Source organism: Methylibium sp., assembly GCF_035762065.1.
Classification (GTDB): Bacteria; Pseudomonadota; Gammaproteobacteria; order Burkholderiales; family Burkholderiaceae_C; genus Methylibium.
In genome coordinates this window covers 1-14,088 of record NZ_DASTPW010000006.1, presented here as the reverse complement: position 1 = coordinate 14,088, position 14,088 = coordinate 1, and the positions used below count along the sequence as shown (strand labels likewise).

The window sequence follows — 14,088 nt, the reverse complement described above, 5'->3', positions numbered from 1 at the left end:
CAGCCGGCAAGCGCCTTGAACCCGTCCCGCCTCTTCATCGAACGCCCGGTCGCGACCTCGCTGCTGATGCTGGCGATCGTGCTCGCCGGCCTGCTCGCCTACCGGCTGATGCCCATTTCGGCGCTGCCCGAGGTGGACTACCCGACGATCGAGGTCACGACGCTCTACCCGGGTGCGAGCCCCGACGTCATCTCCACCACCGTCACCGCGCCGCTGGAGCGCCAGTTCGGCCAGATGCCGGGGCTCGCGCAGATGACCTCGGTCAGCTCGGGCGGCGCCTCGGTGGTCACGCTGCGCTTCTCGCTCGGCCTCGCGCTCGACGTCGCCGAGCAGGAGGTGCAGGCGGCGATCAACGCCGCGAACAGCCTGCTGCCGCAGGACCTGCCGCTGCCGCCGATCTACAACAAGATCAACCCGGCCGACGCGCCGGTGCTGACGATCGCCGTCACCTCGCCGTCGCTGCCGGTGATCAAGGTGCACGACCTCGCCGAGAACCGCCTCGCGCCGAAGCTTTCGCAGCTCGAAGGCGTCGGGCTGGTGTCGCTGGCCGGCGGGCAGCGGCCGGCCGTGCGCATCCAGGCGAATCCGCAGACGCTGGCCTCGCTGGGGCTTTCGCTCGACGACGTGCGCTCGGCGATCGCGGCGGCCAACGTCAACCAGGCCAAGGGCAGCTTCGACGGCGCGCAGCGCGCCTCCACCATCGACGCCAACGACCAGCTGCGCACCGCCGCCGAATACCAGGATCTCGTGATCGCCTGGAAGAACGGCAGCCCGCTGCGGCTGCGCGACGTGGCGAAGATCGTCGACGACGCCGAGAACCTGCGCCTGGCCGCGTGGAGCGGCGCGACCCCCGGCGTCATCCTCAACGTGCAGCGCCAGCCGGGCGCGAACGTGATCGAGACGGTTGATCGGGTCAAGGCGCTGCTGCCGCAGCTGCGCTCGACGCTGCCGGCGTCGGTCGACGTGGCCGTGGTCGCCGACCGCACGACGACGATCCGCGCCTCGGTGCGCGACACGCAGCTCGAGCTGCTGCTCGCGATCGCGCTCGTCGTGGCGGTGATCTTCGTGTTCCTGCGCAGCGCGAGCGCGACGCTGATCCCGAGCGTCGCGGTGCCGGTCTCGCTGATCGGCACCTTCGGCGTGATGTACATGGCCGGGTTCTCGATCAACAACCTCACGCTGATGGCGCTGGTGATCTCCACCGGCTTCGTGGTGGACGACGCGATCGTGATGATCGAGAACATCGCCCGCTTCGTCGAGGAAGGCGATTCGCCGATGGAGGCGGCGCTGAAGGGATCGAAGCAGATCGGCTTCACGATCATCTCGCTCACCGTCTCGCTCATCGCGGTGCTGATCCCGCTGCTGTTCATGGGCGACGTGATCGGCCGGCTGTTCCACGAGTTCGCGATCACGATGGCGGTCGCGATCCTGATCTCGGCGGTCGTCTCGCTGACGCTTACGCCGATGATGAGCGCGCGCCTGCTCAAGCCGGAAGGCGAGCGCAGGCGGAGCCGGCTCGGCGAGCGCTTCGGCGCGTGGTTCGACCGGCTGATCGCCCGCTACGGCCGCGCACTCGACCGGGTGCTCGACCGCCCGGCGGCGACGCTCGCGGTGTTCGCCGCGACGGTGGTCGCGACCGCCGCGCTCTACCTCGCGGTGCCGAAGGGCTTCTTCCCGGTGCAGGACACCGGCCTCGTGCAGGTGATCACCGAGGCGACGCAGAGCACCTCGTTCGAGGCGATGAGCGAGCGGCAGCAGGCGCTGGCCGAGGTGATCCTGCAGGACCCGGACGTCGATCACCTCACCTCGTTCATCGGCGTCGACGGCGCGAACGCGACGCTGAACACCGGCCGCATGCAGATCGCGCTCAAGCCCTTCGCCGAGCGCGACGCTTCGGCGACCGAGGTGATCCGGCGGCTGGCCGACGCGACCGCGCGCCTGCCCGGCATCACCGCCTACATGCAGCCGGTGCAGGACCTGACGATCGAGGACCGCGTCTCGAAGACGCAGTACCAGTTCCTGCTCAGTTCGCCGGATGCGGGCGACCTTGCGTCGGCGACGACGCGCCTGGTCGAGCGGATGAAGACGCTGCCGCAACTGGCCGACGTGGCGACCGACCTGCAGGACCAGGGGCTGCAGGCCTTCGTGCAGATCGACCGCGAGGCCGCCGGCCGGCTCGGCGTGACCGTCGCGGCAATCGACACCGCGCTCTACAACGCCTTCGGCCAGCGGCTGATCTCGACGATCTACACGCAGGCGAGCCAGTACCGCGTGGTGCTCGAAGCCGCGCCCGAATTCCGCCGCGGCCCGCGCGCGCTCGAGAGCATCTACCTGCCGGGCACGACCGTCGACGCCGCCGGCGTCTCGACGACGGTGCAGGTGCCGCTGAGCTCGGTCGCTCGCGTCACCGAGCGACCGGCGGCGCTGGCCATCAACCACGTCGCGCAATTCCCGGCGGCGACCGTGTCGTTCAACCTCGCGCCGGGCGCGGCGCTGGGCGACGCGGTCGATGCCATCAAGGCCGAGGAAGCGAAGCTCGAACTGCCCGCCCGCGTCGAGACGAGCTTCCAGGGCGCGGCCGAGGCCTTCCGTGCCTCGCTGACCAGCACGCTGCTGCTGATCCTTGCGGCCGTCGTCACGATGTACATCGTGCTGGGCGTGCTCTACGAGAGCTACGTGCACCCGGTGACGATCCTCTCGACGCTGCCTTCGGCCGGCCTGGGCGCGCTGCTCGCGCTGCTCGCGGCCCGGCTCGATCTGGGCATCGTCGGGATCATCGGCATCGTGCTGCTGATCGGCATCGTCAAGAAGAACGCGATCATGATGATCGACTTCGCGCTCGACGCCGAACGCCATGAAGGCATGGCGCCGCGCGCGGCGATCCACAAGGCCTGCCTGCTGCGCTTCCGGCCGATCCTGATGACGACGATGGCCGCGCTGCTCGGCGCGCTGCCGCTGATGCTGGGCACCGGCGTCGGCCACGAGCTGCGGCATCCGCTGGGCGTCGTGATGGTCGGCGGCCTGATCGTCAGCCAGCTGCTGACGCTGTTCACCACGCCGGTGATCTACCTCGGCTTCGCGAACCTGATCGCACGCTGGCGCCGCCGCGGTGCGCAACCGGCGGTGGCGCGATGAACATCTCGTCGCCCTTCATCGCGCGGCCGGTCGCGACGACGCTGCTGACGCTCGGCGTCGCGCTGGCCGGCGCGCTGGCCTTCAAGCTGCTGCCGATCGCCTCGCTGCCGCAGGTCGACTTCCCGACCATCTCGGTCAGCGCCTCGCTGCCCGGCGCGAGCCCCGAGACGATGGCCGCGACGGTGGCGACGCCGCTCGAGCGCGCGCTCGGCAGCATCGCCGGCGTCAACGAGATCACCTCGCGCTCCTCGCTCGGCTCGGCGCGCGTGACGCTGCAGTTCGACCTGGACCGCGACATCGACGGCGCCGCGCGCGACGTGCAGGCCGCGATCAACGCCTCGCGCTCGCTGCTGCCCACCGGCCTGCCGAGCAACCCGACCTACCGCAAGGTGAACCCGACCGACGCGCCGGTGCTGATCCTCGCGTTGACCTCGGCGACGCTCTCGCGCGGCCAGATGTACGACGCGGCCTCGACCGTGCTCGCGCAGCGCATCGCGCAGGTCGACGGCGTCGGGCAGGTCAACGTCAGCGGCGGCGCGCTGCCGGCGGTGCGGGTGGAGCTGAACCCCGACAAGCTGGCCGCGCAGGGCATCGCGCTCGACAACGTCCGCATCGCGCTGACGGCGACCAACGCCAACCGGCCGAAGGGCGCGGTCGACGACGGCACGCGCCAATGGCAGATCGGCGCGAACGACCAGGCGCGCACCGCGGCCGAGTACGCGCCGGTGGTGCTGAGCTACCGCAACGGCGCCGCGGTGCGCCTGCGCGACGTCGCCGAGGTCGTCGATTCGGTGGACAACGTGCGCAACTACGGCGTCGCCAACGGCAAGCCGGCGATCCTGCTCTACGTGCTGAAGGAGCCGGGCGCGAACGTGATCGAGACCGTCGAGCGCGTGCGCTCGATGCTGCCGCGGCTGCGCGCGCAGATCCCGCAGGCGATCGACCTCGACGTCATCAGCGACCGCACGCCGACGATCCGCGAATCGCTGCGCGAGGTCGAGCGCGCGATGGGCATCGCCATCGGTCTGGTGATCCTGGTGGTGCTGCTGTTCCTGCGCAGCTGGCGCGCGACGCTGATCCCGGCGGTCGCGGTGCCCGTCTCGCTGGCCGGCACCTTCGGCGTGATGTACCTGTGCGGCTACAGCCTCGACAACCTCTCGGCGATGGCCCTCACCGTCGCGACCGGCTTCGTCGTCGACGACGCGATCGTCGTGCTGGAGAACATCACCCGCCACATCGAGAGGGGCATGAAGCCGCTCGAGGCCGCGCTGCGCGGCTCGCGCGAGATCGGCTTCACCGTCGTCTCGATCAGCCTCTCGCTCGTGGCGGTGTTCATCCCCATCCTGCTGATGGGCGGCGTGGTCGGCCGGCTGTTCCGCGAGTTCGCGGTGGTGCTCTCGGCGGCGATCCTGGTGTCGATGCTGGTGTCGCTGACGACCACGCCGATGATGGCCGCGGCCCTGCTGAAGCCGCGCGGCGAGCGGCGCCGGCCGGGCCCCGCCGGCCGTCTCGGCCGGCTTCGAGATCTCGGCGCAGCGTTCGCGCGCGCGCGCGAGCGCCTGGCCCGCGCCTGCATGCGCGGCTACCGGCGCTCGCTCGCGTGGACGCTGCGGCACCAGCCGGTCGCCCTGCTGTCGCTGGCCGCGGTGATCGGCCTGAACGTCCATCTCTACGGCGCGATCCCGAAGACCTTCTTCCCGCAGCAGGACACCGGCGCGATCTTCGGCAACGTGCGCGCCGATCAGGGCAGCTCGTTCCAGTCGATGCGCGAGCGGGTCGATCGCTTCATGGCGGTGCTGCTCGCGGACCCGGCGGTGGCCACCGTGAACGGCTCGACCGGCAGCAGCGGCCGCGGCGGCGGCAGCAGCAACTCGGCCAGCTTCTTCATCAACCTGAAGCCGCTGGCCGAGCGCAAGGAGTCCGCCGAGACCGTGATCGCGCGACTGCGCGGCAAGCTCGCGCGCGAGCCCGGCGCCAACCTGTTCCTGGTGCCGGTGCAGGACATCCGCATCGGCGCCCGCCAGTCGAGCTCGCAGTACCAGTTCACGCTGCAGGCGGACTCGCTGGAAGACCTGCGCACCTGGGAGCCGCGCGTGCGCAACGCGATGGCGCAGCTGCCCGAGCTGACCGACATCGACACCGACCAGGAAGACAAGGGCCTGCAGACCAGCCTCGTGATCGACCGCGATGCCGCCGCGCGCCTGGGTGTCAGCGTCGCCACGATCGACAACACGCTGAACAACGCCTTCGGCCAGCGGCAGGTGGGCGTGATCTACAACGCGCTGAACCAGTACCGCGTGGTGATGGAGCTCGCGCCGCAGTACCTGCAAAGCCCGCAGACGCTGGGGCGGCTCTACGTCACCAGCCGCAGCGGCGAGCAGGTGCCGTTGTCGGCCTTCTCGCGCGTGGAGACGACGAACACGCCGCTGTCGATCAGCCACGAGAACGGCACGCCGGCCTCGACGATCAGCTTCAACCTGCAGCCCGGCGTCTCGCTCTCGCAGGCGACCGAGGCGATCCAGGGCGCCATCGCCGCGCTGGGCGTGCCGGTCTCGGTGCGCGGCGTGTTCGCCGGCACCGCCAACGCGCTGCAGGAATCGCTGGCCTCGCAGCCGCTGCTGATCGCCGCGGCGATCGTGACGATCTACCTGGTGCTCGGCATGCTCTACGAAAGCCTGGTGCATCCGGTCACCATCCTCTCGACGCTGCCCTCGGCGGGCGTCGGCGCGCTGCTCGCGCTGATGCTGTTCAAGACCGAGTTCTCGATCATTGCGCTGATCGCCGTCGTGCTGCTCATCGGCATCGTCAAGAAGAACGCGATCCTGATGATCGACTTCGCCATCCACGCGCAGCGCGCCGCGCGCACCGGCGCGGCGCCTGCGATCTATCGGGCCGCCAAGCTGCGGCTGCGCCCGATCCTGATGACCACCGCGGCGGCGATCTTCGGCGCGGTGCCGCTCGCGGCGCCCGCGATGTTCGGCAGCGGCGACGGCGCCGAGCTGCGCCAGCCGCTGGGCATCGCGATCGTGGGCGGGCTGATCCTGAGCCAGCTGCTGACCCTTTACACGACGCCGGTGGTGTTCGTGGTGATGGACCGGCTGCGTGCCGCGGCGATGCGGCGGCGCAAGCCGAAGCCGGCGCGCGCCGCCGCGCTTTCCGCCTCGACTTGAACGACGACGAGACGACATGAGCCGCTCGCTTCCCCTGCTGCTGATCGCACCGGCCCTGCTGTTCTCGGCCTGCGCCATCACGCGCGTCGATCCGCCGGCGCCCGTGGCGCCGCCCGCGCAATACAAGGAAACGGGCCTGTGGCAACGCGGCAGCGCCACGGCCGACGCCGCCACCGTGCCGGTGCCCGACGCCTGGTGGACGCTGTTCGCCGACCCGGTGCTCGACGACCTCCAGCAGCGCCTGGTCATCGGCAACGAGAACCTCCGGGCCTCGATCGCGCAGGTGGCCGGCGCGCGCGCCGCGGTCGAGGCCAGCCGCAGCGCGCTGTTCCCGACGCTGTCGGCCAACGCCTCGGCCAGCCGCAGCCGCAACGGCTCCAGCGTCTCGAGCGAGGGCTTCGAGGTCACGCGCGCGCCGCGCAACACCGCGTCGGTGGGCTTGTCGTCGAGCTGGGAGATCGACCTGTGGGGCCGGCTCGCGCAGGCGAGCGATGCGGCGCAGGCCGGCTACCAGGCGAGTGCCGACGACCTCGCCGCCGCACGGCTTTCGGCGCAGGCCATGCTCGCGCAGAGCTATTTCTCGATGCGCGCCGCCGAGGCGCAGCAGTCGCTGTACGAGCGCAGCGTGGCGGCCTACCGGCGCTCGCTCGAACTGACGCGCATCCGCTACGAAGGCGGGGTCGCCGCACGCACCGACGTGCTACAGGCCGAGACGCAGCTCAAGACCGCGCAGGCCCAGGCGCTCGAGGCCGGCATCGCGCGCGCGCAGTTCGAGCACGCGATCGCGGTGCTGCTCGGCCAGGCGCCGTCGGCCTTCGCGCTCGCGCGCAACGACACGCTGCCGGCGCCGCCTGCGGTGCCCGAGATGCTGCCCGGCGCGCTGCTCGAACGGCGACCCGACATCGCCGCCGCGCAGCGCCGCGTCGCGGCGGCCTACGCGCAGATCGGCGTGGCCGACGCGGCCTTCTTCCCGCAGCTCGTGCTGTCGGCCAGCGCCGGCTGGCAGCGCTCGGGCTTCGCCGATTTGATCAGCGCGCCGAACCTGTTCTGGTCGATCGGCCCGTCGATCACGCAGGCGATCTTCGACGGCGGCCAGCGCCGGCTCGCCAGCGCGCAGGCGCGCGCGAGCGCCGACCAGGCCACCGCCACCTACCGCCAGACGGTGCTGACCGCGCTGCAGGAAGTGGAGGACAACCTCGTGCTCGCCGACCGCTTGCAGCAGCAGGCGCAGCTGCAGCAGGAAGCGCTCGCCGCCGCGCGGCGCAACCTCGAGATCACGCTCGACCAGTACCGCGCCGGCACCGTCAGCTACCTCAACGTGGTGCTCGCGCAGACCTCGGCGCTCGGCAGCGAGAACAGCCTGCTCGACGTGCGCAACCGCCAGCTCGCGGCGGTGAACCAGCTGCTGAAGAACATCGCGGGGCGCTGGCAGCCGGTCTAGGCGGCAGCGCCGGGATGCATACGCCGTCCTGACGACGGCGACGCTACGCTCGCAGCCCATGCAGCCCGCCGCAGCGCCATCCCGTCCCGTCGGCTTGCGCACCTGGCCGGCGTGGGTCGCCTGGGCGGTCGGCTGGGCGGCGATGTTCGTGCTCGACGGCAGCGTCGATCTGGCCAATCTCGCGCTCGTGCTGATGCTGAGTTCGGCCGTGGCATCGCTGTGGTGGCAGGGCTGGGCCGCGGCCGTGGCGGGTGGGGCCGCGGTGCTGGCGTTCAACTGGTCGTTCGTGCCGCCGCGCCACACGCTCGGCGTCGATCTGCGCCAGCACGCGCTGCTGCTGATCGCGATGCTGGTCGTCAACGGCATCGTCAGCGCGCTGGTGATCCGCCAACGCGCGCTGGCCCGCGCCGCGCAGGAGAGCGCGCAGCGCGAGCAGCGCCTGCGCCAGTGGGGCGACGCGCTGCGCGACGCGGCCGATCCGGTGACCCATGCAAGCGCCCTGCGCGACCTGCTCGCCTACGTCGCGCCCGGTGCACCGGTCGCGGTGCTCGTCGCGCCGCACGGCGACGCGGCGGCCGAGCCGGCGGTCGTGGGCAATCCCGACGCCAACCAGCGTGCCGGCCTCGATCTGTGCCTGCGCGAGAACCGCGCACTCGGCCCCGGCAGCGGGCGCTTCGAGGAACAGCGCGACGTCTATCTGCCGCTGCGCGGCCGCGGGCTCGCCTTCGGCGCCGCGTTGCTGCCCGATATCGACCCGGCGGTCGACCGCGTCGACCTCGCGCATGCGCAGGCGCTGTGCGACCAAATGGGCCAGGCGCTGCAGCGCGCCGCCACCTCCCATCGCGAGCGCGAGGCGCGCGAGCAGGCGCACGAGCAGGGCGTGCGCAACGCACTGCTCGCCGCCGTCTCGCACGACTACCGCACTCCGCTGGCGACGATCATGAGCGCGGCTTCGTCGCTCGAGCAGCAGTCCGACCGGCTCGGCACCGAGCAGCGCCGCCGGCTCGCCACGACGATCGTCGAGGAGGCCGGCCGCCTCGCGCGGCTCACCGACAACACGCTGCAGCTCGCACGGCTCGACGCACCCGGTGTTCGGCTGCGCTGCGACTGGGAGTCGGCCGAGGAGATCGTCGGCAGCGCAATGCGACGGGCGCGCCGCCGCAAGGACGGCGAGCGCGTGTATCCGCGGGTCGAGCCCGGCCTGCCGCTGCTGTGGTGCGACGCGATCCTGGTCTCGCAGCTGCTCGACAACCTGATCGACAACGCGCTCAAGTACAGCCCGCCGGACACGCCGGTCGAGGTCGCGGTGTGCCGCGACGACGGCGACCTCCGGCTCGCCGTGCGCGACCGCGGCCCCGGCATCACGCCGGCCTGGCGCGAGAAAGTGTTCGAGGTCTTCCGGCGCGGCGAAGCCACGCCGGTGAGCGAGGAGGCGCCCGGTGCGGGCGTCGGCCTCGCTGTGTGCCGCGCGATCGCCGGCGCGCACGGCGGCACGCTCGCCGTGCGCTCCCGCGGACGCGGCGGCGCGAGCTTCGACTGCCGGCTGCCGCTGCGCGAAGCGCCGGCAGCCCCGCTCGAGGAGCCCGTGCCGTGAGCCTGCGCGTGCTGCTCGTCGAAGACGAGCGCGAGCTGCGCGCCACGCTGCGCGCGGCGCTCGACGTCGAGGGCTACGAGGTGCTGGCCGCCGCCAGCCTCGCCGACGCGCAGGCGCTCGCCGCACAGGCTGAGCGCAGCGGCGCCGGCATCGACCTGGTGCTGCTCGACCTCGGCCTGCCCGACGGCGACGGCAGCGCCTTCCTCGACACGCTGCGCCGCACGAGCGCCACGCCGGTCGTCGTGATCTCGGCACGCGAGGCCGACGGCCAGAAGGTGCGCCTGCTCGACGGCGGCGCCGACGACTACCTCGTCAAGCCGTTCAGCCTGGCCGAGCTGTTCGCGCGCATGCGCGTGGCGCTGCGGCACCGGGGCACCGCCGTGCAGCCGGCCGTGACCGCCTACCGCCGCGACGACGTCGAGATCGACATCGCCGCGCATGTGGTGCGCCGCGGCGGCACCGCCGTGCACCTGACGCCGACCGAGTTCCGGCTGCTCGCGCGCCTGGTGCGGCAGGCCGGCCAGGTGGTGACGCACCGGCGGCTGCTGGCGGACGTGTGGGGCGCCGACGCCACCGAGCAGACGCACTACCTGCGCCTGTACATGGCGCAACTGCGCGCCAAGCTCGAAGCTGAGCCGGCCGACCCGCGCCTGCTGCTGACCGAGCCGGGCGTCGGCTACCGCATCGTCGATACCGAGGGCTGACGGTCCTTATGCGTTGCTGACGCCGTCCGGGCGATCGTCCCGGCTCCTCGCAAGGAGTCGCCCATGCCCCCCGCTTCCGTCACCCTCGCCGCGGATCGCTCGACCGCCGAAGCCCCGTCCAGGCTGCCCCGACAAGGCGTCGCCGCGCTGACGCTCGGCGCGCTCGGCGTCGTCTACGGCGACATCGGCACCAGCCCGCTGTACACGATGAAGGAAGTGTTCGCGCCGCACACCGGCGTGCCGCTCGATGCGCTGCGCATCGTCGGCGCCGTCTCGACGATCTTCTGGGCGTTGATGCTGGTCGTTACGCTGAAGTACGTGGTGCTGATCCTGCGCGCCGACAACCACGGCGAAGGCGGCGGCCTCGCGCTGACGGCGCTCGCGGCCGAGGCCGTGCGCTCGCGGCCGGCTTTGCGGCGCGGCCTGCTGCTGCTCGGGGTGTTCGGCGCGACGCTGTTCTACGGCGATGCCGTCATCACGCCGGCGATCTCGGTGCTCGGCGCGATGGAGGGGCTCGGCGTGATCGCGCCGGCGCTCGGTGCGTACGTGGTGCCCGCGACGATCGCGGTCCTGGTCGGGCTGTTCGCGGTGCAGCGCTACGGCACCGGCTTGGTCGGCCGCTTCTTCGGGCCGGTCATCGTGCTCTGGTTCGCGACGCTCGGTGCCATCGGTGCCGTGCACATCGCCGAGCAGCCGGCGATCCTCGCCGCGCTGAACCCGCTGCATGCGTGGTCGTTCGTCACCGGGCGCGGCTGGCAGCTGCCGGCCGCGATCGGCGCGATCGTGCTCGCGCTCACCGGCGCCGAGGCGCTGTACGCCGACATGGGGCACTTCGGCAAGCGGCCGATCCGCATCGCGTGGACTGGGCTTGTGCTGCCCGCGCTCGCGCTCAACTACATGGGCCAGGGCGCGCTGCTGATGAAGGACCCGGCCGCGATCGAGAACCCGTTCTACCACCTGTTCCCCGAGGCCTGGCTCGTGCCCGCGCTGGTGCTGGCGACGCTCGCCGCCATCATCGCCTCGCAGGCGGTGATCTCGGGTGCGTATTCGCTGACGCGGCAGGCCGTCCAGCTCGGCTTCCTGCCGCGCATGCGGGTCCTCTACACCTCCGCGCGCGAGCCCGGCCAGATCTACATGCCGGCGGTCAACTCGATGCTGCTGGCCGCCGTGCTCGGCGCGGTGCTGTTTTTTGGCAGCTCGTCGGCGCTGGCGGCGGCCTACGGCATCGCGGTCACGCTGACGATGCTGACGACCACCCTCCTGACCTGGTTCGTCGTGCGCGAGCGCTGGCGGCTGCCCTCGTGGCTCGCCGGCGGCGCGACGGCTTTCTTCCTCGCCGTCGATGCGCTGCTCGTGGCTGGCTGCGCGGTCAAGTTCCTCGACGGCGGCTGGTTCCCGCTGGCGCTCGGGCTGCTGCTGTTCGTCGTGATGAGCACCTGGTGGCGCGGCCGCGCGCGGCTGATGGACGAGATTCGGCAGGACGGCCTCGAGCTGCGCGGCTTCATCGACGGCCTGCAGGCCCAGGCCATCCACCGCGCCGGCAGGACGGCGGTCTACCCGGTGGCCGACGTAGCGACCGTGCCGCAGGCGCTGCTGCACAACCTGAAGCACAACCAAGTGCTGCACGAGTGCAACGTCGTGCTGACCGTCGAGTTCGAGCCGGTGCCCTGGGTGCCGCAGGAGGAGCGCGTGCAGGTGGAGTCGCTGGGCAACCGCTTCTGGCGCGTCACCCTGCGCTTCGGCTTCATGGACACGCCCGACGTGCCGAAGGCGCTGGATCTCGTGCGGGCCCAGGGCCTCGCGATCCCGCCCTTCGAGACCACCTACTTCCTCAGCCGCGAGACGCTCGTGCCCGCGCCCGGCGGCGGCCTCGCGAACTGGCGGGCGCGCCTGTTCGCGGCGATGAGCCGCAACGCGGGCGGCGTCGTCGAGTTCCTGCGGCTGCCGGACAACGCCGTGGTGGAGCTCGGCACGCGGCTGCAGGTGTGAGCCGGCGCGTCGCTGGAACCCGGCTGCGGGCGACCCTCGCTTCGTCCGGACGATCGCGCTGGTGCCGAGCGCCTTGTGGGTGCAGCATCGGGGCTCTCCGTGGCCAGGCGTCACCGCCGCGTGGCGATCAGTCGTTCCTCACCCAGCCCCGATCAAGGAACCTGCGATGGACGAGATGACGATGACCGCCAGCGCCCTCACCATCCGCCGCCTCGACGGCGGCGCCGCGCTCGCCCAGGCCCGACCGCACACATCGACGGCGCCGGTCACGCTCGACTCGCTCGCGCTCGACGTCATGACCGACCTCACGCAGGTCGAGGCCGCGACCACCGGCCCGGCCACGTCGTTGCGGCATGCCGAGCAGATCATGATCTGCCAGGGTGTTCGCATGCTCTTCGTCGTCAGCGCGATGCCGGCGATCGAAGGCCTGATCACCACCACCGACCTGCAGGGTGACCGCCCGATGCGCGTGGTGCAGCAGCGCGGCATCCGCCACGACGAACTCTGCGTCGCCGACGTGATGACGCCGCTCGCGCTGATGGACGCGATCGACCACGACGACCTGCGCCACGCGCGCGTCGAGCACCTGATCGCGACGCTGCAGCGCCACGGCCGCAACCACCTGCTGGTGATGGACCGTGGACCGGCGGCCGACCCGAAGGCCTGCCGCGTGCGCGGCGTGGTCTCGCGCGCGCAGATCGAGCGCCAGCTCGGCCGCACGATCGACGTGCCGGAGATCGCGCACAGCTTCGCGGAGCTGGGGCAGATGCTGTCCTAGCAGCGGGCGCGGCCCGGTGGCGCGCGCCGCGAGGCGCGGCGCCGCGCGCGCCGTTTGCCCAGCGCCGCCGATGCGAGCAACCAGCGAGCCCGCGCGCATGAGCGCGCTCAGCACCCTCCCCGCCCGGCTCGACCGCCTGCCCTGGTCGCCCTGGCATTGGCGCGTGGTGATCGCGCTCGGCGTCGCCTGGGTGCTCGACGGGCTCGAGGTCACGATCGTCGGCTCGATCGCAAGCGTGCTGCAACGGCCGGACACCCTGGGCCTCAGCGCGGCGCAGGTGGGCTGGGCCGGCTCGGCCTACGTCGGTGGCGCGGTGCTGGGCGCGGTGTACTTCGGCCGGCTGGCCGACCGGCTGGGCCGCAAGCGCCTGTTCATGGTGACGCTGGCGGTCTACATGGCCGCGACGGTCGCGACCGCCTTCACCACCGGCTTCTGGAGCTTCGTCGCCTGCCGCATCGTCACCGGCTTCGGCATCGGCGGCGAGTACGCGGCGATCAATTCGGCGATCGACGAGCTGATCCCCGCGCGGGTGCGCGGCCGCGTCAACCTCGCGATCAACGGCTGCTTCTGGCTTGGCGCCGCGCTCGGCGCGCTGCTGGCGCTGGGGCTGCTCGATGCGCGCGTGCTCGGCCCCGACCTCGGCTGGCGCGCCGGCTTCCTCGCCGGCGGCGTGCTCGCGGTGGCGATCCTGCTGGTGCGCCGCTACGTGCCCGAGAGCCCGCGCTGGCTGCTCGCGCATGGCCGCGCCGACGAGGCCGAGCGCATCGTCGCCGCGATCGAGGCCGAGGTGCGCGAGCGCAGCGGCCGCCCGCTCGCCGAGGTGCCGGCGAGCGCCGCGCTGCCGGTCGGGCGCCGGCAGCTTCCGACGATGCGCGAGGTCGCGCAGCTGCTGCTGCGGCGTTATCGGGTGCGCAGCATGGTGGTGCTCGCGCTGATGGTCTCGCAGGCCTTCTTCTACAACGCGATCTTCTTCACCTACGCGCTGGTGCTCACGCGCTTCTACGGCGTGGCCGACGCGGACGTGGCGCTCTACATCCTGCCGTTCGCGGCGGGCAACGTGCTCGGCCCGCTGCTGCTCGGCCCGCTGTTCGACCGCATCGGCCGGCGCGTGATGATCTCGGCGACCTATGCGCTGTCGGGCGTCGGCCTGCTGCTCACCGGGCTGGGCTTCTACACCGGCGTGCTCGACGCGACCACGCAGACGCTGGCCTGGTCGGGCGTGTTCTTCCTCGCCTCGGCCGCCGCGAGCTCGGCCTACCTGACGGTCAGCGAGGTGT

At 72.0% G+C, this 14,088-nt stretch carries 8 protein-coding genes; all 8 read left to right on the top strand.

What is annotated here, in order from left to right:
* The first annotated feature begins 15 nt into the window (after window positions 1-15).
* Window positions 16-3,135 carry a multidrug efflux RND transporter permease subunit gene (locus tag VFR90_RS02675; RefSeq protein ID WP_326404444.1) on the top strand — a complete coding sequence of 1,040 codons (3,120 nt, stop codon included), beginning with the start codon at window positions 16-18 and terminating at the stop codon, window positions 3,133-3,135.
* On the top strand, window positions 3,132-6,305 hold the full coding sequence (locus VFR90_RS02670) for a multidrug efflux RND transporter permease subunit (RefSeq protein ID WP_326404442.1): 3,174 nt from the start codon (window positions 3,132-3,134) through the stop codon (window positions 6,303-6,305). The genes VFR90_RS02675 and VFR90_RS02670 overlap by 4 nt, the downstream gene beginning before the upstream one ends.
* A 16-nt stretch (window positions 6,306-6,321) precedes the next feature.
* Entirely contained in the window at window positions 6,322-7,746 is a 1,425-nt protein-coding gene (locus VFR90_RS02665; protein WP_326404441.1) for an efflux transporter outer membrane subunit, read from the top strand.
* A gap of 58 nt (window positions 7,747-7,804) precedes the next feature.
* The gene (locus VFR90_RS02660; protein ID WP_326404440.1) at window positions 7,805-9,340 is read left to right on the top strand and encodes a sensor histidine kinase; all 1,536 of its coding nucleotides are present in this window, start codon (window positions 7,805-7,807) and stop codon (window positions 9,338-9,340) included.
* A complete protein-coding gene (locus VFR90_RS02655) occupies window positions 9,337-10,044 on the top strand; it encodes a response regulator (RefSeq protein WP_326404439.1) in 708 nt (235 codons plus the stop codon). Before VFR90_RS02660 ends, VFR90_RS02655 begins: the two co-directional genes overlap by 4 nt.
* A gap of 63 nt (window positions 10,045-10,107) precedes the next feature.
* Window positions 10,108-12,033: a potassium transporter Kup gene (locus tag VFR90_RS02650; RefSeq protein ID WP_326404438.1), complete on the top strand. Its 1,926-nt coding sequence runs from the start codon at window positions 10,108-10,110 to the stop codon at window positions 12,031-12,033.
* A gap of 166 nt (window positions 12,034-12,199) precedes the next feature.
* A complete protein-coding gene (locus VFR90_RS02645; protein ID WP_326404437.1) occupies window positions 12,200-12,811 on the top strand; it encodes a CBS domain-containing protein in 612 nt (203 codons plus the stop codon).
* Window positions 12,812-12,908: 97 nt separating this feature from the next.
* A partial coding sequence (locus VFR90_RS02640; RefSeq protein WP_326404436.1) for an MFS transporter occupies window positions 12,909-14,088 on the top strand: 1,180 nt, incomplete at its 3' end.

Bases quoted from the DNA above. Each gene is read 5' to 3' on its own strand.
- VFR90_RS02670 (WP_326404442.1), top strand. From the start codon at position 3,132: ATGAACATCTCGTCGCCCTTCATCGCGCGGCCGGTCGCGACGACGCTG.
- VFR90_RS02665 (WP_326404441.1), top strand. From the start codon at position 6,322: ATGAGCCGCTCGCTTCCCCTGCTGCTGATCGCACCGGCCCTGCTGTTC.
- VFR90_RS02660 (WP_326404440.1), top strand. From the start codon at position 7,805: ATGCAGCCCGCCGCAGCGCCATCCCGTCCCGTCGGCTTGCGCACCTGG.
- VFR90_RS02650 (WP_326404438.1), top strand. From the start codon at position 10,108: ATGCCCCCCGCTTCCGTCACCCTCGCCGCGGATCGCTCGACCGCCGAA.
- VFR90_RS02645 (WP_326404437.1), top strand. From the start codon at position 12,200: ATGGACGAGATGACGATGACCGCCAGCGCCCTCACCATCCGCCGCCTC.